This window comes from Burkholderia sp. MSMB1826 (assembly GCF_001526325.1).
GTDB lineage: Bacteria > Pseudomonadota > Gammaproteobacteria > Burkholderiales > Burkholderiaceae > Burkholderia.
Window position 1 is genome coordinate 126,565 of record NZ_LOYN01000030.1, and the last position, 18,731, is coordinate 145,295.

General features: G+C 56.2%; 14 protein-coding genes and 2 pseudogenes. 5 read left to right on the forward strand and 11 right to left on the reverse strand.

Annotation, left to right across the window (positions count from 1 at the left end; all coding sequences use genetic code 11):
• Positions 1 to 56: 56 nt before the first annotated feature.
• Both WS95_RS20010 and ald read right to left on the reverse strand, forming a co-directional pair.
• Positions 57 to 1,592, reverse strand: coding sequence for an MFS transporter (locus WS95_RS20010; protein ID WP_059825231.1), 1,536 nt, complete (start codon positions 1,590 to 1,592; stop codon positions 57 to 59).
• A 178-nt stretch (positions 1,593 to 1,770) separates the two neighbouring features.
• Positions 1,771 to 2,886: an alanine dehydrogenase gene (gene ald / locus WS95_RS20015; protein ID WP_059825233.1), complete on the reverse strand. Its 1,116-nt coding sequence runs from the start codon at positions 2,884 to 2,886 to the stop codon at positions 1,771 to 1,773.
• 2,223 nt (positions 2,887 to 5,109) lie between these two features.
• Here ald and WS95_RS20020 point away from each other — a divergent pair.
• Positions 5,110 to 5,441: pseudogene (locus tag WS95_RS20020) on the forward strand (arsenic resistance protein); the annotation flags it as partial.
• Between the two features lie 69 nt (positions 5,442 to 5,510).
• On the opposite strand, the gene WS95_RS36030 reads toward WS95_RS20020, so the two are convergent.
• The 3 genes from WS95_RS36030 to WS95_RS34905 all read right to left on the reverse strand — a co-directional run bounded on the left by WS95_RS36030 (position 5,511) and on the right by WS95_RS34905 (position 7,520).
• Positions 5,511 to 5,798: an MbcA/ParS/Xre antitoxin family protein gene (locus WS95_RS36030; protein ID WP_082746954.1), complete on the reverse strand. Its 288-nt coding sequence runs from the start codon at positions 5,796 to 5,798 to the stop codon at positions 5,511 to 5,513.
• A gap of 387 nt (positions 5,799 to 6,185) precedes the next feature.
• Positions 6,186 to 6,812 carry a DUF4145 domain-containing protein gene (locus tag WS95_RS20025; protein WP_059825290.1) on the reverse strand — a complete coding sequence of 209 codons (627 nt, stop codon included), beginning with the start codon at positions 6,810 to 6,812 and terminating at the stop codon, positions 6,186 to 6,188.
• Between the two features lie 294 nt (positions 6,813 to 7,106).
• Complete coding sequence (locus tag WS95_RS34905; protein ID WP_179950208.1) at positions 7,107 to 7,520, reverse strand: hypothetical protein; 414 nt, start codon at positions 7,518 to 7,520, stop codon at positions 7,107 to 7,109.
• Between the two features lie 471 nt (positions 7,521 to 7,991).
• Here WS95_RS34905 and WS95_RS33690 point away from each other — a divergent pair, with 471 nt between their 5' ends.
• Complete coding sequence (locus tag WS95_RS33690) at positions 7,992 to 9,305, forward strand: SMODS domain-containing nucleotidyltransferase (protein ID WP_082746958.1); 1,314 nt, start codon at positions 7,992 to 7,994, stop codon at positions 9,303 to 9,305.
• Between the two features lie 9 nt (positions 9,306 to 9,314).
• Entirely contained in the window at positions 9,315 to 9,911 is a 597-nt protein-coding gene (locus WS95_RS20035; protein WP_059825237.1) for an SLATT domain-containing protein, read from the forward strand.
• 89 nt (positions 9,912 to 10,000) lie between these two features.
• Here the strand turns inward: WS95_RS20035 and WS95_RS34910 are convergent, their stop codons facing one another.
• From WS95_RS34910 to WS95_RS33695, 4 genes are read right to left on the reverse strand one after another with little or no spacing between them, the layout of a single operon-like run.
• Positions 10,001 to 10,333: a TetR/AcrR family transcriptional regulator gene (locus WS95_RS34910; protein WP_156444510.1), complete on the reverse strand. Its 333-nt coding sequence runs from the start codon at positions 10,331 to 10,333 to the stop codon at positions 10,001 to 10,003.
• On the reverse strand, positions 10,326 to 12,143 hold the full coding sequence (locus tag WS95_RS34915; protein WP_156444511.1) for a hypothetical protein: 1,818 nt from the start codon (positions 12,141 to 12,143) through the stop codon (positions 10,326 to 10,328). The genes WS95_RS34910 and WS95_RS34915 overlap by 8 nt, the downstream gene beginning before the upstream one ends.
• Positions 12,144 to 12,147: 4 nt before the next feature.
• On the reverse strand, positions 12,148 to 13,830 hold the full coding sequence (locus WS95_RS34920; RefSeq protein ID WP_156444512.1) for a site-specific integrase: 1,683 nt from the start codon (positions 13,828 to 13,830) through the stop codon (positions 12,148 to 12,150).
• Positions 13,827 to 14,978 carry a tyrosine-type recombinase/integrase gene (locus tag WS95_RS33695; protein ID WP_082746955.1) on the reverse strand — a complete coding sequence of 384 codons (1,152 nt, stop codon included), beginning with the start codon at positions 14,976 to 14,978 and terminating at the stop codon, positions 13,827 to 13,829. Before WS95_RS33695 ends, WS95_RS34920 begins: the two co-directional genes overlap by 4 nt.
• A gap of 91 nt (positions 14,979 to 15,069) precedes the next feature.
• On the opposite strand from WS95_RS33695, the pseudogene WS95_RS20040 reads away from it, so the two are divergent.
• Positions 15,070 to 15,669 (forward strand): annotated as a pseudogene (locus WS95_RS20040) (ATP-binding protein); the annotation flags it as partial.
• Positions 15,670 to 16,002: 333 nt separating this feature from the next.
• Here WS95_RS20040 and WS95_RS20045 read toward each other — a convergent pair.
• Positions 16,003 to 16,575 carry a hypothetical protein gene (locus tag WS95_RS20045; RefSeq protein ID WP_059825293.1) on the reverse strand — a complete coding sequence of 191 codons (573 nt, stop codon included), beginning with the start codon at positions 16,573 to 16,575 and terminating at the stop codon, positions 16,003 to 16,005.
• Between the two features lie 157 nt (positions 16,576 to 16,732).
• On the opposite strand from WS95_RS20045, the gene WS95_RS20050 reads away from it, so the two are divergent.
• Positions 16,733 to 17,269, forward strand: a complete 537-nt coding sequence (locus WS95_RS20050) for a peroxiredoxin family protein (protein WP_059825238.1) — start codon at positions 16,733 to 16,735, stop codon at positions 17,267 to 17,269.
• Between the two features lie 98 nt (positions 17,270 to 17,367).
• Here the strand turns inward: WS95_RS20050 and WS95_RS20055 are convergent, their stop codons facing one another.
• Positions 17,368 to 18,720 (reverse strand): sigma-54-dependent transcriptional regulator, encoded by a 1,353-nt coding sequence (locus WS95_RS20055; protein ID WP_034208470.1) that lies wholly within the window; start codon positions 18,718 to 18,720, stop codon positions 17,368 to 17,370.
• Between the last annotated feature and the right edge of the window lie 11 nt (positions 18,721 to 18,731).

Sequence of the window (18,731 nt, forward strand, 5' to 3'; positions counted from 1 at the left end):
GAAGGTGGGACTCGGAACTTGCGAAGCCGGCCATACCCGCCGACTCGATCGATTGTTCACGAGGCAACCTGAACCGTTCGTTTTCCGGTGTTGAAGATCACGAAGCTGAGCGTCGCCAAGATCCAGACACCGATCGCCCCATACAGCAACACAAGACTGAAACCGTGCACGAGGGCCGCGCGAACGATACCGCCCGTATCCAGGTGAGCCAGTTCGGGAAAGCGCGTCTCGAACGACGAAAAATCTCCGGCTGCCACTTTCTCCGCGAGTAGCCGCAATTGAGCCGACCCCAAGGTTTTGGAAAATGCGTTCGTCAGGTACGACAGCGTTCCGCTCAACAAGATAAATCCCATCAGCGCAATATTGATGGCCAGCGAAATCAGGCGGGCGCTCATGTCGATCCCTGACGCCATGCCGGAACGGTTGCTGGGTACGGCCCCCGTGGTCGTGTTGGTGACCGGCGTGATAGTCAATCCCAAACCAATACCAGACAGCGCCAAACCGGGCAACATCGTCAGCCAACTCGCGTGATCCACATCGCAACCCAGCCACATCAGCATGAAGCCGAGGCCGATCGTGAACAATCCAAACGGTATGACGATGCGTGGCTGATAGCTGCTAGACAGATGCTCGGCCAGCGGGGGGACTAGAACGGTAGGCAGCGTATAGGCAAGCAGCGAAAGGCCGGCGGGAACTGCTTTGTAGCCCAGCGCGCCCTGAAAATAGAGGGGCAGGTAGATCATGAATGGCCAGAAGCTAAAATTCATACCCATGGAGCCCATGATCGCCCCCGAGAAGTTGGGAATCTTGAACACCGAGAAGTCAAACATTGGCCGCGAAGACAGTTTCTCGACCAGCACGAAAATTGCGAACCCTGCGGCCGTTGCGGCAAGAATCGCGATCGAGGGCGGACTCGAAAAGCCGAGGTCGGATCCTTGCGTGATGTAATAGGTCAATCCAAACACCGACAACGAAAGTGCAATGATTCCTGGTACGTCGAGGCGTTTAGCTTCGGGATCCCGCGATTCCGTCATGCCGCCGAACACCAGGCACAGCGTCACAATCGTCAGCGGAACATGGATCAGGAACACCCACTGCCAATTGGATAGTGCGATAATCGCTGCGCCGATGATCGGCCCAAAACCCAAGCCGATGCCGAAAACGATCCCCCACGCGGCGAACGCTCGGCTGCGCTCTCGCCCCTCCTGAAACTGATGCGATAGGATCGCCACGAGGCAGATGAACATCGCGCCCCCGCCCATGCCTTGCAAGAACCGACTTGCAATCAGGATGGACGGGCTCGTTGCCAATCCACACGCTAGCGAGGTAACGCCAAAGATCAGCAGGCTGACGACAAAGACGCGTCGTCGCCCGTAGCGATCGGCGAGGGTCCCAACCGCCATCAGAACCGTTGTACAGGCAATGGTATAAGCGTTCATTATCCATTGCATGTCCTTGAAATCCCCGTGCAATACGGTTTCAAGAGCGGGCAGGATGACGGGCACACTTGATATCTCCAGACCGAACATCAGTGCAGCCAAGCAGATTGCCGCCAACGCTACTAGGTTCTTGCTGACATAAGGAATGCGCATCGCGTGTTCTCGGTGAGAAGTGACACCCTGAAGCGTTGCTTCGCGAAACTGAGTAATGTCGATTTGCAGCGCGCGGAATGGAACGCGCCTCACATCACCCGACTGGATGGTTGACGACTGTCTTGGACAGTCGAGCACGCATAAATATACGCCGTCAACCCAGGGTCCAGCTTAGCACTCAAATCAGCGCGGTCTCCGGCGCGACAAATGGTTGGCCGATCGACTTCGCGACCTCTCTGTTGGTGATCTTGCCGCGAGTGATGTTCAAACCATTCATCAAATGGGGATTTGACCGTAGCGCCTCGTTCAAACCGAGATCAGCCAACTGAAGAACAAAAGGCAAGGTGGCATTGCTCAATGCATACGTCGAGGTCAGTGGAACCGCGCCGGGCATGTTCGGCACGCAGTAATGCACGATGCCATCCTCGACATAAGTTGGCTCTGCATGCGTGGTCGGTCTGGACGTCTCGAAGCAGCCACCCTGATCGATCGACACGTCGACCAGCACCGCGCCCCGTTTCATCTGACTCAGCATCGCCCGCGTCACCAGCTTCGGTGACGCGGCTCCCGGCGTAAGCACGCCGCCGATCACCAAGTCCGCATCGCGCAAGTGACGGATGATCGCGTCCTGAGTCGAATAGACCGTCTCGATTCGGCTACCGAACTGCACCGTGAGCCGTCGCAACACGTCAAGTGATCGATCGATAACGACCACTCTCGCGCCAATACCGATTGCCATGGCGGTCGCATTCGCACCAACCACCCCTCCTCCCAGCACCACTACCGTGGCAGGTTCGACACCAGGCACGCCGCCCAGGAGTAAACCCCGGCCGCCGTTCGCCCGCTCCAGCGCGCGTGCGCCAACCTGGATGGACATGCGTCCGGCCACTTCCGAGCCACCGGCAAGCAACGGTAGCCCCCCATCGTCCGAGGTCACCGTCTCATACGCAAGGCACGTTGCGCCGCTGGCAGCCAAGCTCATCGACAGTTCCCGATCTGCAGCCAGATGCAAGTAACAAAACACCATGTGATGAGGCGCGAACCTAGCCCGTTCACTCTCCTGCGGCTCCTTTACCTTGACGATCAAGTCGGCGCTGCCGAAGATTTCTTCCCCGCTGGAGCCGATCCGCGCCCCTGCGGCAAGATAATCATCGTCGGTGGCGCCGATCCCATGACCCGCCTGCGTTTCGACAATGACCTGATGTCCTCGGGTCGTCGCTTCACGCACGGCGACCGGCGTCATCCCGACACGATATTCGTGGCTCTTGATCTCCTTCGGTACACCAATTCGCATATCGTCCTCCAGTGGCTGGTTGCGCTATACATTCCCAATCACGGTGTGAATTGGGATGATCAATGGCGTTGGTGCTGGAGACGACAGCAACATCTCCCTTACCCATTTTTTCGTGATACGTACCTAACAGCGAACAGACTCCAGTCGTACGGCACCTAACATCCCGTTGAACATCGCAATGCCGATGTCCGACTGCCGGGCCAATAGGGATGACACGTTCTCGTGGCGCGCACCAGCAACACCGTGAAACCCCTCGTCGCCGTCGCGACTCACGCAACTTGGCCACCGTGACAGCCTGGCAAACCAGCCCCTCGTCCAAGATCGCTCCTGATGCCGATCTCGCTGCCTTGGGGGCCCGAATCACAACTGCGCGCTGCCGTCATGCATTGCGGGGCCACAGGTTGCACCGCCGCACACTGCGTCATCATCTGACGCATCCTCCGCCATAGATGCCATCAGGCGTGAATGGCTGGTCGGTCTGCCACTCCGTTCCCGTAACCGCAACCAGAGAGGGCTCACCGACGTCTTGGCGCATGCACGTCAAAATCGGCACGTCGCTAGCACCAACCACCGGATATAGCCAGACAATGTCGGACGACCCGGCTGGAACCTCATACTCTGGCCAGTTCGCTACACAACACAATCTTTGGAATGTAATGACTCGATTTGCATTGCGTTTATGCAGCATGCACAAAACCAACAAGCTACGCTGTCGGCCTATTACAGTCCTTACAGACATTTCTTTTCAACCAAGTCGTGTAACCCATCACGGCGCAGGCCATTGAAAATATTTATCAATAAAGCCACGTCAATTTTTTAATTACCGAACCACACGAAACAATAAAACTCCGAACATCACAATTCGCGAAATATACTTCCTAACTGACACCAATTAATGAGATGTTCCCGACACCATCCAAGTGGCGGCGAATTCCGCCTAACCTTAGCGCTGACCCGATTGACCAAAATTCGAGTACAAAAGTATCCATTAATCATTTTTTTGCACAACACCCAAACCGATTGGGCAGTGCGGCGACCCCATAGTAACGGACCGACCATAGACTCGGTAGATGAAATTCTTGTATAAGCGTTATTCATCGTGTGTCTTTTTTGCATCCGGCAGGCATAATTGCCATATCTTTGAGACTTAATTATTGCGACTCCCTAGCGTTCCGACGTACTGGCGAGCCAAGCGGAGACGCCGAGCCAACTCGACTTCGCTCAACTTCTGACGACGGCGAAATGCAATAAGGGGCACGCTGGACGAAGTTCTTCGGATCAATCGCCGTGATCACGGCTGATATGCAAAGGCGCCTCGGCAAGTAGGCCGGCCGTCCCCCATCTGCCCAATACAGACCCGCCACCTTGAACCCTCCTCATCCGAAGAACATTGCGTTGCAGTTTCGGCTGGACAGACCAGTGGGCCCTATAAAATGTCCCAATCTCAACCCATCGCGGGGCGCACGGCTTCGCTGCGCGCTAGCACGCACAGCGCGTCCAGTTCCTGCGTCCTCGAGTTTGTGGTTGGAAGTAAGGGCTCGCCTCACCGGTTATTACCCGGTGGAGATTAGGCAGAGCGATTGCCTAGATCTCGAAGCGCCCCAGCGAGCCAGGGACCCGCTGTCGAGGAACGAATGCCCCTCTCGGAAGCGGCCCAGTGTTGAGGGGTTAGCGTGTCCAAGATAACGGCTGATCTTCGCGTCCGATTCGGTCGCGAACGGCAGCATGGCAGCGATCCGATGCGAATCGGATCGCCACGGTTCATTGAGAACACCTGTCACACGGCCCGCACCACTTGGCCACCTATTGCGTCGACCAATGCGCGATGAAGGAATGCAAACGGTGGCTCCGGCAACTCCGTGAACAAACGCAAGGAGATGTCCTCAACGCTTCGGGCCGAAGTTAGGATCGACCCCGGCCGAGGTCAATATTGCCGTTTCGCATTGACCAATTCCTCGAATCCCCGCGGCCAGCCCGACATGGTCCGTCCGATTTTCTGCATGCGCGGCGCAAGCTCATGAATGGCCTTCGAGCGCAGCCCCTTGTCTGCCGATCCGCTTGTTGCGCCGCCGCGAGGACTACTAGTTTTTGGCTCTTTTGGGGCGAGAGTGGCGCCGCCTTCCCCTGGTATCAGTGGAGCGGAACTGGCTTACCCGCGGAACGTCTCCCCGAGCATCTGTCGTACTTCTGTTTTGGACATACTTCGAGAGCCGTATGAGCCGCCTCGTCGGCTTGGGGCTCCAGTCTGCGATCACGGTGCCGTGGGCGACGCTGCTCACGTCGGTCATGCTTTATATCGTCATCCCGGTGGTTCTCGCGCAGGTCTGGCGCAAGGTGCTGCTTGCGAAGAGACAAGCGACACTCGATGCCGCGATGGCGAAAATTGGCCCGTGGTCAATCGCCGCGCTGCTGGCCACACTCATGCTGCTGTTCGCGTTCCAGGGCGAAACGATCTTGAATCAGCCGCTGGTGATCGCGCTGCTGGCGGTGCCGATCCTATCCAGGTGTTTTTTAACTCCGCGCTGGCGTACTGGCTCAGGCTCGGCGACTGCCATGCTGAAAGTGCTCGACACTCGACGAGCACCCGAGGCGCGGTGGCGGTGCAGCACAGCTGCCTAAAGGGCTCACCAGTAAGCCCCCGTTTGGGCGCTCGCCAGCATTCTCGAAATTAGATCGACACCCTCGGGAGTGTGAAGGTGGTCGACCGGGCAATCTCCACCGAGTGCCGGAAATGGTGAGTGAAGCCAGTCGTTGAGCCACGACGCTGCGTCAAAGCCATCCGGACTCCCTGACTCTTCAACCATCCTTTGAACCTGCGCCGCAAGCATTTCTACGACGGCAGGCGGAACCCCTGGTGGAAGTGAGTTCCTCGATGGTGAGCCCAAACCGCCAGCCTTTCTAGGGTCGGTCATGTACACCTCGTAGCCGATTCGGCAAACCCAAATTGTGCATCGGCGCGCGCAACGCGACGGTGAAATCGCAATCCGATACGACTATCGGTCAGAAGGTAGTAGAAGACCAAAGCCCACGGCTTACGCCGACTTTTGAAGAGGCGGGGCGGAAGCATGCTGCGGAACGACGTCCAGACCAATATGCTCCGCTCCCTGTTTTCTTTCATGAATCTGAACCAGTGCGACGCATTGGAGGCCACACCAAACCCTACGTTGCGTGCCAAACGCTTGATCAACGTCACTGGAGATTGGAATACATCGTATCACCATTCCCAAGACGAAACACGCAACTCATCCGGCCGCTCCCGCGTCGAGGGCCCTTAAAGCGCTAGCGGAACCTCGTTCACGTTAAGAAAGGTCCGGCAGTCTGTCGGCCGGCGCCTTGCGACGTCGATACTTTTCGTACTTTTCCGCCAGCGTGTACACATAGTCGAAGATCGCCACCGTAAAGTCGATGATATCTTGTGCGTCTTCTTTCGTAGTTTCGACATCAGATGCGTGCGCTCCGATATTCCGCTCGACACGCAGAGCGTCTGCCCATTCATGAAGACGCTGGTCAATGACGCCCTGTGACTTCAATTCGGCTAGCCCCCTGGCAAGCATCTGAGACTTGCCAGTTTTTGCGTGGATGAGTCGCTCAAGCGCACGGCCACACATGACAGCGGCAGCAGGATAGATTCCGTGTCCGAAGCATTTTTGAGCGGCGCTCACATCACGTCGTGCCGCCTCGGGTACCGATGGGCCTAGGACAGCCATTGAGGGCGCCGGCCACAACCGCTCAGCCGTATCCCATGCCCAATTTCCGAGCTGATCTCTGAAGATAGACGTCGTTCCGAACAGCGCTTGTTGACAAGAAGGACACTCGACGAGGACATATGCGCAGTCGTCCGCATCTCCGACCCAAGCCGCCGCCTCAGACTTCACGCGAACCTCACACCGCGGACAGTCGATAATGATGATCTGCTTTTCGCTCATGAACTCCTCACTCGCCACCATCAGATTGCGACACGCCCGATATTCGACTCAGCAGTCTTAGCGCATCACACTGCTGGTGGACTGCATGTCCGAACAAGACCCACATGGCTTCACCGATGTTCCGGTATGCGCCGTGGATCAGGGTAGAACTTGCTCCCACCACGGAGGCCACCGCTACAGTTCCGAGTTTCGCCACCGTTCCTGAAAGCTGGCCTCGTTGGATCAAGGCTGCCTTCCGTTTCGCATCTACGCAGTACGAGAGCGCCCAACACTACCAGCTGCTAGACCGTCAAACTAGGCTGCAGCCAAACATGCCTGCTCCAACGCCGGAACAAGTATGTTCAATATCGCGAGGCTCTCGGTGACCAGCAGTCGGTCTCGTTCAACGTAAGGATCCTTTGAACCATGGATGAGATTGCAACGCACCTGGTAAAGTATTGCCGCGACTGCGGCCAATCGACTGACAGACCGTTCTTTCTTGTTGCGGTATATCGCAGCGTACCGCTGAGCAGTGGCGCGAAAATTCGGATCCTCGTGCTCAAGCAGCATATTCCCAGGCGGCACTTCGAGTAATCTGTCCACTGATCGAGTGATCTGACGCAACACCGCCAAAGCTTGTCGCGCATTCATATGTTTGCGAATCACCGCCATCACTCGTGAACGCTCCCTTTGGTCAGGCTCTCCGCCATAAATTGCGTTGAATGCCATCCAAAGACGTGAGAACTCCCCCCAATCCGCCGGCGCAGCAGTACGTATGCGAAGCGCAAGCTTGGCTCTGAGGAGCCCTGACTGGACGTTCATCGTGGAATCCCGGTTCATAAGCCGTCTGAACTATAGCTCCCGTTTCCCGTTTCCTTAATGAGGAGCTTTCCCAGTTTCGTCCCAGGGCAGATGTCCGTCCACTCAACGAAGGTTGGATGACCATCAGGTCGCCTGGAAGGCTGCCCCCACGTATCGCCGGTACAGAATCGCCTCTTCCGCTCAAATCACTGGTGTCGCGAGCGGGCATGCGGCACATCGCTCACCTCGGTGAGGACAGCGCCGCCTCGACACCAGTTCGGTACGCGAATCGAAAGGTCATTTTGGTGGCAGAATACTATAAGCGCAGCTGACAAATAGCCAAGATCAACAGCGCACCCATAACAAGCCGTTAGCGGCATCCAGACCAAGGGGTTGATTTTGAGCACCGCAGATATTTTTAAGGAATTCGTTGCAAATCTTGCCGTCGACAATGACGATCAAATCTCGATGCGGTACGGAGAGATCACTGGTGCGCTAAATAGTGAATTTCGAGAGATCGACTCCAAAACAAGCAACAATCTTCAGGTCGGATCTTACGGAAGATGGACGGCAATTCACGGAATTTCCGATCTAGACATGCTATACATCGTTCCCGCCGGATTATGGGACGAATATAACAACACCAATGGTCAGTCACGCCTTCTAACACGCACGAAAGATGCCATCAAGGCGCGCTATCCTCGAACTGATGTATTTGTGGATCGCCTCGTTGTTCGTGTTCTGTATAAAGACTTCCACGTTGAAGTTCAGCCTGTATTTGAACAAAAAGATGGCAGCTTCAAGTATCCCGACACATACGATGGTGGCAGCTGGAAGATTACAAAGCCCCGTGATGAAATAAAGGCAATTCGGGAGTTCGACGACAATAAAAATCAAAACCTTAGACGCCTTTGCAAAATGGCACGCGCATGGAAAAATAAACATGGCGTGGGCATGGGCGGCCTATTAATTGACACACTTGCCCACAATTTCCTCAAGGGCACAAAAGATTACGACACAAAAAGTTATCTTTACTACGATGAAATGTGTCGCGACTTTTTTCTTTATCTATCCGACCTTCCAGATCAGGAATATTTTGCCGCACTCGGCAGTGGACAGCGGGTCAAAGTAAAAGACAAATTTCAGAAACGCGCCAAAATTTCTTACGACCTCTCCTTGAAAGCGATCGAAGAGACAAATTTGCCAAAGCAATGTGAAAAATGGAAAAAAGTGTTCGGTTCGCCTTTCCCATCCCGCGTTGCTCTGCAGAAGAGCGCGGCCGTCGCCGCACTCGAGGCGGCCGCAATTTTTGGCTCAGCACGCAACACCGAACAATATATTGAGCTACAACGGCCAATCGATATCCGTCACGCCCTCAAAATTGACTGCGACGTCTCTCAGAATGGCTTCCGAGAAGCACGTCTCACTGAAATGATCCGACGGAGACTTCCGCTCAGAGTCCAAAAACGGCTTCGCTTTTTTGTTTCCGATCACAACATCCCAGGTCAATTTGATATTTACTGGAAAGTATTAAATCGAGGGCCGGAAGCGATCAGAAGAGATTGCATTCGCGGTCAGATTACTCGGGACGACGGCACACACTCCATTAGCGAGTCGACAGATTTTTCGGGTGACCACATCGTCGAATGCTATGCAGTTAAAAATGGCGTTGTTATTGCGAAAGATCGGATTCACGTCCCCATAACCTACTAAGAGTTATATATGCAAAAAGATGCGCTCTTAAAGAATATCGCAACAACAGGTTACAACGTGGGATTTGGTGCAAAAAAGCACTTTGCGACATTTGATCTCGTGGATAAAACGCCAGGTTGGATCGGATTCATTTCGACTGCCTTCGGCATCTACGCACTCGTTTTTGACAGCCTATCGACAAAATTTCTGTCTGCGACTTTTGTCATCATCGGAATAATTGCACTCTATATAACATTTTACGATGCAAAAAAGGCGTCTTACGAAACCGCGGGCGTTGAATTGACGAAACTTTTTAACCGGCTGCGCAATCTTTATCGAACCGTTCAATCCACGACCGATCCGGATCTATCGAACTATGAGAAGCAACTCGCCGATATCGAAAGCACATACTATGAATTGTGCATTAGCAAACAAATAGCCTTCAGCAACTGGTATGCTCATTACAAATTTTTCTGGGAGCACCAAATTGATTGGATTGACGAACAGAAAAATTTCTCCCTAATTAGAGACAAAATACCACTCAGCCTCTTGGCGACACTGCTCGCAATCGCGCTCGTCGTCATTTATTGTGCATTCCAGGCGCACATCGTCTGCTTAGTGAAATAATTCACAACACGGGGGGCCAGAATACCTTGGTAAGCAAGGGTGAACCCCCTCAATGAATACAGCGTTAAATCATGCCTCCAGACACGCGATCATTTTCCGATAGCTTCCAGGTTCATCAATCTCGATTTGAGTTCAACACAAAGATACAAAAGATCCTTGTTTTGTTGCTTAAGAGACTCGTTTTCTGCCATAACCTTTTGCAAATCTGGATCAAGTTTTTGCGGCCTCGATTTTCGAGGCTGGCGCAGGGATTTTACACGATCAACAAAGTCTGGATGATTTTCATAGATACTCGCGCGACTAACTTTTGCCAATTTGCAAATCAGTGAAAGTGATATCGAGCCGTATCCGTCTGCGACAAGATGCTCCAGAGCAGCCTCCGCACGAGTGATCGGCGACAAACGCATTTCGTCGTTATTCATGCTTACCCCCGTCATTTCCAACATCCAAAACACTCGTGTTGATCTGACGAAGTAACGTGGCAGATCTAGCAAGCCTTTGCTCTACGAAGGATCTCGTCTGCTCCGGAAGCGACTGTTTTTGGAGGAATGCCTCATCCGCACGAAAGCGTGCCTCCCACCATGGTCGATGCACTTCAGTCACCGCGAAATTGCTGCATCGCGCACAAACGTCCGGCGAGCGCTCAATCTCATTGGGTCCCAATTCATTTCCATGGCACGCAGAAAGCTGTTCGACATATACGCAATAGCCCCAATGGCACGGCGCTAATTTTATGCCATCCGCTATCATCCTTTCGATCAGTGAATTCAGTGAGCGCTTCCCGCGAAATGATTTATTCTTATAGTACGTCGTTTTTAAAGACATAAGCGACGCTCCCGCTTTACCTCCTACTACGGCAGCGGAAATAAGGTCCATCAGCTGTGATGCAAGATCCTCTTGATTAGCTCGATCAAGAAGCTCATCAAGCTCGATGTCCACCCCAACATATGATTTATCGGTGATTCCGCTGTGGATATGCCCATAGTGCTGCGCCAGCGCCTCTAAAGCTCGTTTGTCTCGAGTAACTGCAAAGCGCGCAAATGTTTTTCTGCCTTGATGTGGATGCAATCTTGCGCCGGCAGGAAATGGATACTCACGCCATGAGGATCTCGCAAAGTTACGCAGGAGAATCCCTGCGTGGGCTTCGCTCATACGACGGAACGATTGCGCTCTACGCGGCAGAGATCCATTTCCACCAGGTGATAAAAGAAGCGCGTTTCTTTGCTCTCCCAGAAATGAAAATATCTTCTCCGCCAGTTGCAAAGATTTGCAGACTGGCGCCGGCGCTATCCATTTGTGGCGTCTACCATTTGATTTAGCAACAGTTCCTTCGATATACATATACCTATATCCATCGGAATGCGTATGCTCCGTCAAACACCCACACTTCAGAGTGACAAGCTCGCTCACTCGAAGTCCACATAAAAACAGCACCTGTACGACGATTGCTCCTAGCGTTAAACGCAGTGTCTCGCGAACCACCTCAAACGTCGGCCGATCCCGCATCCTTGTCGCGTTTGCCAATTCATGAAAATCGGCAGTCTCTGCTATCGATGCGAGATAGCGATCCGAGATTTTTTTAAGATCTGCTTTCGACTTAAATTCAGTTTTGTGATGCATATCCCAAATTTTTTCGAGAATTGGGACGAGCGTAGGACCAATATGATCCGTCCACTCTATAGCATCTTTAATAAGTGGCACCGAAAATTGTTCCCGCAGGGGCGCCCATTTCGACAACGGAGCCCCTACATTACGCCACTTTCCGAAGGAATCGTGCATCATCGGATCGAAACGCAATCCGGTTCGACAGCGATCGCGAACCAGCCACATATCCGTAAACAACGCGCACCATGACTGCACGGTCTTTTTTGTCGGAATTCCTACTTGCCGTCCGACCGTGCTTCGCATGAATTCATTCACCAGATCGGGAGTCAGATCGCTAAACCGCCACAACCTTCGCTTGGACATCCATTTAACGAGGCCACGCAGCTTCGAGAATCGATTTCTTATAGAGCGCCCGCTAATGCCACCTAGACGCTCCTCTCTCCAGCCGATTACCGCCTCCAGATATTCCTTTGCATTGGTCCGAATTGTTTGCCTCTGGTAAGCACTTGCATCACAATGAATGTCAAGGCTTCGCCAATTTATGACCACCGGCCCCTCTAATAATTTATCGTTTTGTAAGAGCCAAGTCCAGCGATCAACGCTCTTGATTAGATCGGGTTTTCGCATATCATTAGTCCAACCGAGGCAATGGCCAGCCATGTCGAAAATGTGATGCGGCATTAATTACGGCCGGGCTGACTTTATGAATTAATTCGTCTTGCAAAATGGATATTGTCACCCCGTACAAAACATCAAAGCGCCTCCCCCATCCCTCCACTTCCGCGTCGGCACGTTTGATCCGGAGCTGATCCAACGAATCCAGGAGCCTAGCAACAATCTTCGGATCGTCGAGCGGCACTATTGCACCAGGGCAAGTCGCACACTGCTGGAAGTGCTCACAGGGCTGTCCACGAACAGACCCCGTAGCCAAGCCTGCAAGAGGATCTCGGCACAGGAAACCGAACACCGTTTGCGAAGGTTTTTTCGGAATACTGGCGGTCTCGGTGTTCGCATAGGCGTGTCCCGTGCCGCCCACCGACATCGATATCAACTCCCCTTGAAAACGATTAATGAGTTGATCGTGAACCTCTCGTTGCAGTGGCTCTTCTATATATCGACGAGTCGTGGAGGTAGATCGGTGATTTAGTCTCTCCTTAACAACGCGAACGTCACCTGTCTCACGAAAGATTATCGTGGCCCCGGTCTTTCTTAATTGCTTGAAGTCGAAGTTTTCGAGCGCATGATCTCGAATGAAATCGTCGAGCATGACATGGAAAAGCTGAATGCACGGAACTGCCACTTTCCCATTGCAATACGCTAAAAATAATTTTCCGCCGAATCGTTCTCCAGCCCATGGGCGTAGCGGATCATTGAGCTCTTTGAGACGCTTAATTAAATTTGGCGCAGCCCATCGATGCGCAACTGGAAAATCAGCTTTTTGCTCACGCCGAGATCGAGGCTTTGACCAAACAACTGACGCAATATCGGCACGTAGCGGATGCTCACGGGTACAGTCACGTCCGATGTCGAGAATGGCCATCGGATTTCCACTTGTTTGTGCCAAAATAGCAAGATAGAAGGGCAATATATCTCTTGCTGTTACGTGCAGCTGACTTACGATAGCGCGCACTCCCCCAAACTCATCGATCCGTTTTGTGAAAGCCTTTCCCTTGGCAACAATGTCACGCCTCTTCGGAAACCCGTTAGTCGTTAGCGCTACAAAGCTGCGCATAACATCGCGGCGGATCTTGTCGACATCACTTGGGTAATCGTTTGCCAACAAACCTCGCCCAGTCGCGAGCCGACTCTCGATCGCCGAAATCTCTTCATAGCAAGCTTGAAACACTCGCTTCATCGACTGCTCGGATAGGGCTAGAGATGGCTTCGGAGCCCCTCGATCAAAAGTTCTCACATCGAGCCTGAAACCCGCAGTTACTATCCCTGGGTCAATCCTCGAGCTGGCAGTTGCAATAGAAATACCGACGTTAAGAATGCTTTGTTTGGTTGCGTCACATAGCGAAGTTTTTTCGAGCCAAAGTCGATAACGCAGGAGCATATCGGAAGGGAGCGGTATCTTTCTATCAAGACCTTCATCCTGCATAAACATAGACAACTTCTTGCAACAGCGCCACACCTGCCGTTGCGTTTCGACGGCCAGATGGCCACATTCAATTTCGAATGCTGCTCGGAGCGCTCGTGTCATCCGATCAGAAAGATTCAGATCCGAAAAATTGAGTATTGATCGAGCGACGCCTTGGCGGTCCCTGATCACGAAGGTAAATGCTGCAGCTGCACGGTTTGATGCATCGTTCACAACGTTCCTCCGTACAGAAAGTCCAACGCCTCCTGAACCGCCACCGAATTTGCATCCAGTGCGCGGAGATAAATTTCCGTCGTTTCGATTGCGGTGTGTCCAAGCAGTATCTGAAGGGTCTTCAGAGGATTGATTGATTCTCCGTTATGCGCTCGCTCCTGGAGATATTTGAGTGTCGTGACAGCGTACGTGTGTCGTAGGTGATGTAACGTGGCATCGATTCCCGCCGCATCTGCTGCGTGCCGAAACGCCATTGAAAGTGCAGTTCGATCGATTCTTCGACCACGTGCGTTGAGAAAGATGAAAGATTCATAGGTCGGCGCAGCCCTCGGCCTGTCAGACGTCACATACCATCGGGTTTCATCGATGAGTCTTGAAGGGACATACACCGTTACCGTTCGACCGCCTTTTCTGACTAGGTCGAACTGCTCAATTGCTGAAGTATTCGCGCTCCCTGATGGCAAATCAGTTTTTCTAAGTCCACACAGTTCGAAGCGACGTAGTCCAGTACAGACAGCCCATCGGAAAATTAGTCGATACGGTTGCGGGGCGCATGATAGAAGCACGCGCAGCTGTTGCGCTCCAAGTATCCGGGGCAGCCTGCTTTCAGGGGCCTGAACGATTCGCTTCCGATGCGGTTCGTATGCAGCGAAACGACGTAACAAGCGGCTACGATCTCGCTGGACGGCCCACCCGCCAAGCGGGCTCGGCATCTGTCGAGATAATTGGCCCCATATATGAAATCGGACCGCTGTCATTGTCCTCATGTTCACGGTGGAGGCGGCATATCGGGGGCGTCCTTCTGTCAAAGAACCGTTGATCAGCTTGTTTCGATAGAGCTTGACGTCTTGCTCTGTTGCATCGCCTAAATTCTTCTCCTCCGCACGCAAATACAGGAGCCATGACACGATAGCTTCTCCGTACGTGCGTGAAGTATCTCCTGTAACGCTGTTGCTATTTAGTGCCTGATCCAAAACATATAATGTTGCAGGCCAGTGCGGCAAACCATCTTCACCAACGATGACAGCCAGTGCGGGAAGATCCTTGAACTGAAATGATGGGATTGCGCCAACGCCAGTCGCATCAACCAGCTCTGCCAAGCGTGCAATTGCCTCGCGAGGATCACATAGCACCAAATGGATCTTCATTCTCGGCGTCTCCAGAGCGTGCGCAGCAAGAGTCCAAAGATTAGATGACCTAGTGCGTCCGATGAAACAGACAGACAAAATACATAACCTAATGCCGGAATTCGACCGGCACGTGCTGGAAATGCTGCGCGAGCCGCTCGAAGCCGGCCGCATCACGATCTCGCGCGCGGCCCAGCAGGCCGACTTCCCCGCCGCGTGCCAGCTGATCGCCGCGATGAACCCGTGCCCGTGCGGCTGGCACGGCGATCCGTCCGGGCGCTGCCGCTGCTCGCCGGACGCGGCCGCCCGCTATCTGCGCAAGCTGTCGGGGCCGCTGCTCGACCGCATCGACATCCAGATCGACCTGCCCGCGCTGTCGCCGGCCGAACTCGCGACCCGCGCGACGGCGCCCGGCGAGCCGAGCGCGGCGGTGGCGGCCCGGGTCGCGCAGGCGCGTGCGCTGCAGCTCGAGCGACAGGGGAAGACGAATCACATGCTGAGCGGCCGCGAAACCGACGACCTGTGCCGGCCGACCGACGAAGGCGAGCGGCTGCTGCGCGAGGCCGGCGAGCGCTTCGGCTGGTCGGCGCGTGCGTATTTCCGCGTGCTGAAAGTCGCACGGACGATCGCCGATCTGGCCGGCGACCCGCTGCCGACGGCCGCGCAGATCGCCGAGGCGATCCGCTACCGGCGCGCGTTGACGGCGCCGTGAGCGGCCCAGGAGGACAAAATCAGGCTGTCAAGACTTGACTTATACACAATTCCGCGAATCCGGCCCCGGATCGCGGCTCGTCGCGGCCTTTGCCGGGCGGAATTCGTATCCCGTTGTTTCGATTGATTTTTCTCAAAAGGAGGATGGGCGACCAAACGGGCCGGAAGGCCGTCCCGCGCGGCTTCGCGGGAAATCCCCGCCACTTTTCAACAAAGTTATCCACATGCGCTGTGGATAGCCGAAAAACCCTCGCAAAATCCGGCGATTAGCGTCGAAAGCTGCGAATGAACTTTCAGTTGTCACGGCGTGTCCGAGCGCCCTCGCCAGCCGTCGTCAATCGAGTTTGAACGAGCCGAAAAATTGATCGAGCTGCTCCTGTGCGAGCGGCCCGTCGGCGATCACGACGGCCTGGTACGCGTGCCGGCCGCGCGCGGCGAGCCGCGCGACGATCGTCTTGCGCGCGCGATCGCCGCCGGCGGCGGCGCCCGCGATGCGCAGTTCGAGCCCGTTCACGGCGCCGCCGGCCGCGAGCGGCACGGGCACCGCGGCCGTCCGCGGCGCGCCTTCGAGATTGCGCGACAGCCCCGCGCGCAGGAATTCGAGCGCCGCGCGGCGTGTGTCGTCGCGATCGTCGGGCAACGTCAGCGTGCCGACCGCGAATACCGCGCCGTCGACGTGCGCGGCCTGCATCCGCATCGGCATCGACGTACCGCCGAGCGCCACCGGCTGCTCCTCGACGGTCGGCTTCGCCGGCAGGTCGATCGTGTAGCCGGCGTCGTTGTGCAGCGTGCGCCAGTCGTACGACGGCGAGCACGCGGCGAGCGCGGCGCTCACGCAGGCCAGCGCGGCGAAGTGTCGCAGCGGGCGAAAAAGGGGGCACAACGAATCGATGACTTCCTTCGGCATGGCGTGGATCGCGGCAGGCAAAACGACCATTATCCGTCGAACCGGAAAACCGGGATGCGCGGCGGCTGCCGGTGCGCGCCCCGCATTCGCGCTAAAATGAGCGCCGAATTTCGACGTCCTTTGCGTCGATCAGCGTCATCGACTCCGAGAGCACCAGATGAACACCACGCCTTCCACCCGCCGCAGTGCCGGCCCCGTCCGCTACCTCGCCGCGGCCGCCGTCGCCGCGGCGATCGCCGTCGCCGGCTTCTTCGCGTTCAACGGCAAGTCCAGCGTGCCGGACGCGACCTTCACGCTGCTGTCGGGCCAGAAGGTCTCGACCGCCGGCGACCTGAAGGGCAAGGTCTATCTCGTGAACTTCTGGGCGACGAGCTGCGCGACCTGCATGCAGGAAATGCCGCAGATGGTCGACACCTACAATCGCTTCAAGGGTCAGGGGCTGGAATTCGTCGCGGTCGCGATGAACTACGATCCGCCGATGTACGTCGCGAATTACGCGCAGACGCGCCAGTTGCCGTTCAAGGTCGCGCTCGACGACGGCAGCGTCGCGAAGCAGTTCGGCAACGTGCAACTCACGCCGACGACCTTCGTCGTCGACAAGGACGGCAAGATCCTGAAGCGCTACGTCGGCGCGCCGCAATTCGCGGAGCTCGACGCGCTGCTCAAGAAGGCGCTCGACGGCAACGCGGCCTGAGCGCCGCCCGAGCCGGCCGGAAGGCGCGCGCACCGCGCCGTTCCGGCACGCAACGGACCGCATGACCGGACGCCCCGGTTCCGCGGTCCGTTTGCTTTTCAGCGCTCGGTTTCGCCTTTCGCCGACAGCCCGTAACGCTTCATCTTCTCGTACAGCGTCGCCTTGCCGACATGCAGCCGGTCGGCCGTTGCCGCGACCGCGCCGCCCGTCTGGTTCAGCGCCTGGGCGATCACCGCGCGCTCGAATTGCTCGATGCGCTCCTTCAGCGTCTGGTCGTTGTCGGCGTCGTCGGCGGCGCCCGTTTGCTGCGGCACGTCGGCCACGCCGAGCACGAAGCGGTCGGCGGCGTTGCGCAGCTCGCGCACGTTGCCCGGCCAGTCGCGCTGCATCAGGCTCGCGCGCTGCCGGTCGGTCAGCACCGGCGCGGGCCGGCCGTAGCGCACGGCCGCATCGAGCATGAAGTGTTCGAACAGCGGCACGATGTCCTCGCGGCGCTCGGCGAGCGGCGGCAACGCGATCGTCACGACGTTGAGCCGGTACAGCAGGTCGCGCCGGAACGTGCCGGCCGCGACGAGCTCGCTCATGTCGCCCTTCGCGGCGGCGACCACGCGGCAGTTCACGCGGATCGGCTGGTTCGAGCCGAGCCGCTCCAGCACGCCGTCCTGCAGCACGCGCAGCAGCTTCACCTGCAACGCGAGCGGCATGCTTTCGATTTCGTCGAGGAACAGCGTGCCGCCGGACGCGTATTCGAGCTTGCCGACGCGCCGCTTCGCGGCGCCGGTGAACGCGCCGGGCTCGTAGCCGAACATCTCCGACTCGAACATCGGCTCGGGCAGCGCGCCGCAGTTCACGGCGATGAACGGCTTGTCGCGGCGCGGCGACAACTCGTGCAGGCTGCGTGCGATCAGCTCCTTGCCGGCGCCCGTGTCGCCATTGATCAGGACCGACGCGTCGGTCGGCGCGACGTTCGCGATCAGCTTGCGCACCTGCTCGATCGCGGGGCTGCGGCCGATGATGCGCGGCGCGACGACGTTCTGCCCGGCCAGCTCGCGCCGCAGCGCATGGTTCTCGAGCACGAGTTCGCGGCGCTCGAGCGCGCGGCGCACCGTCTCGATCAGGCGCTCGGCCGCGAACGGCTTTTCGATGAAGTCGTAGGCGCCGTCGCGCATCGCCTGCACGGCCATCGAGATGTCGCCGTGACCGGTGACGAGAATCACCGGCACGTCGGGCACGCGCTCGCGGCACTGCGCGAGCACGTCGAGCCCGCTCGCGCCGGGCAGCCGGATGTCGCTGACGATCGCGCCGGCGGTATCCGCGACGATCGCCTTCTCGGCCGCTTCGGCCGACTCGAAGCCGGCGACGTCGAAGCCCGCCAGTTGAAGGCTCTGCACGCTCGCCCGGCGCACGAGCGCATCGTCTTCGATATAGATCACTTGCAGCCGGTTGGCCATCGTACTCACTC

What these genes read in the sequence shown, in the direction of transcription:
- WS95_RS20010 (WP_059825231.1), bottom strand. Translation starts at nt 1,592, where the DNA reads ATGCGCATTCCTTATGTCAGCAAGAACCTAGTAGCGTTGGCGGCAATC.
- ald (WP_059825233.1), bottom strand. Translation starts at nt 2,886, where the DNA reads ATGCGAATTGGTGTACCGAAGGAGATCAAGAGCCACGAATATCGTGTC.
- WS95_RS36030 (WP_082746954.1), bottom strand. Translation starts at nt 5,798, where the DNA reads ATGACCGACCCTAGAAAGGCTGGCGGTTTGGGCTCACCATCGAGGAAC.
- WS95_RS20025 (WP_059825290.1), bottom strand. Translation starts at nt 6,812, where the DNA reads ATGAGCGAAAAGCAGATCATCATTATCGACTGTCCGCGGTGTGAGGTT.
- WS95_RS34905 (WP_179950208.1), bottom strand. Translation starts at nt 7,520, where the DNA reads ATGGCATTCAACGCAATTTATGGCGGAGAGCCTGACCAAAGGGAGCGT.
- WS95_RS20035 (WP_059825237.1), top strand. Translation starts at nt 9,315, where the DNA reads ATGCAAAAAGATGCGCTCTTAAAGAATATCGCAACAACAGGTTACAAC.
- WS95_RS34910 (WP_156444510.1), bottom strand. Translation starts at nt 10,333, where the DNA reads ATGAATAACGACGAAATGCGTTTGTCGCCGATCACTCGTGCGGAGGCT.
- WS95_RS34915 (WP_156444511.1), bottom strand. Translation starts at nt 12,143, where the DNA reads ATGCGAAAACCCGATCTAATCAAGAGCGTTGATCGCTGGACTTGGCTC.
- WS95_RS33695 (WP_082746955.1), bottom strand. Translation starts at nt 14,978, where the DNA reads ATGAAGATCCATTTGGTGCTATGTGATCCTCGCGAGGCAATTGCACGC.
- WS95_RS20045 (WP_059825293.1), bottom strand. Translation starts at nt 16,575, where the DNA reads ATGCCGAAGGAAGTCATCGATTCGTTGTGCCCCCTTTTTCGCCCGCTG.
- WS95_RS20050 (WP_059825238.1), top strand. Translation starts at nt 16,733, where the DNA reads ATGAACACCACGCCTTCCACCCGCCGCAGTGCCGGCCCCGTCCGCTAC.
- WS95_RS20055 (WP_034208470.1), bottom strand. Translation starts at nt 18,720, where the DNA reads ATGGCCAACCGGCTGCAAGTGATCTATATCGAAGACGATGCGCTCGTG.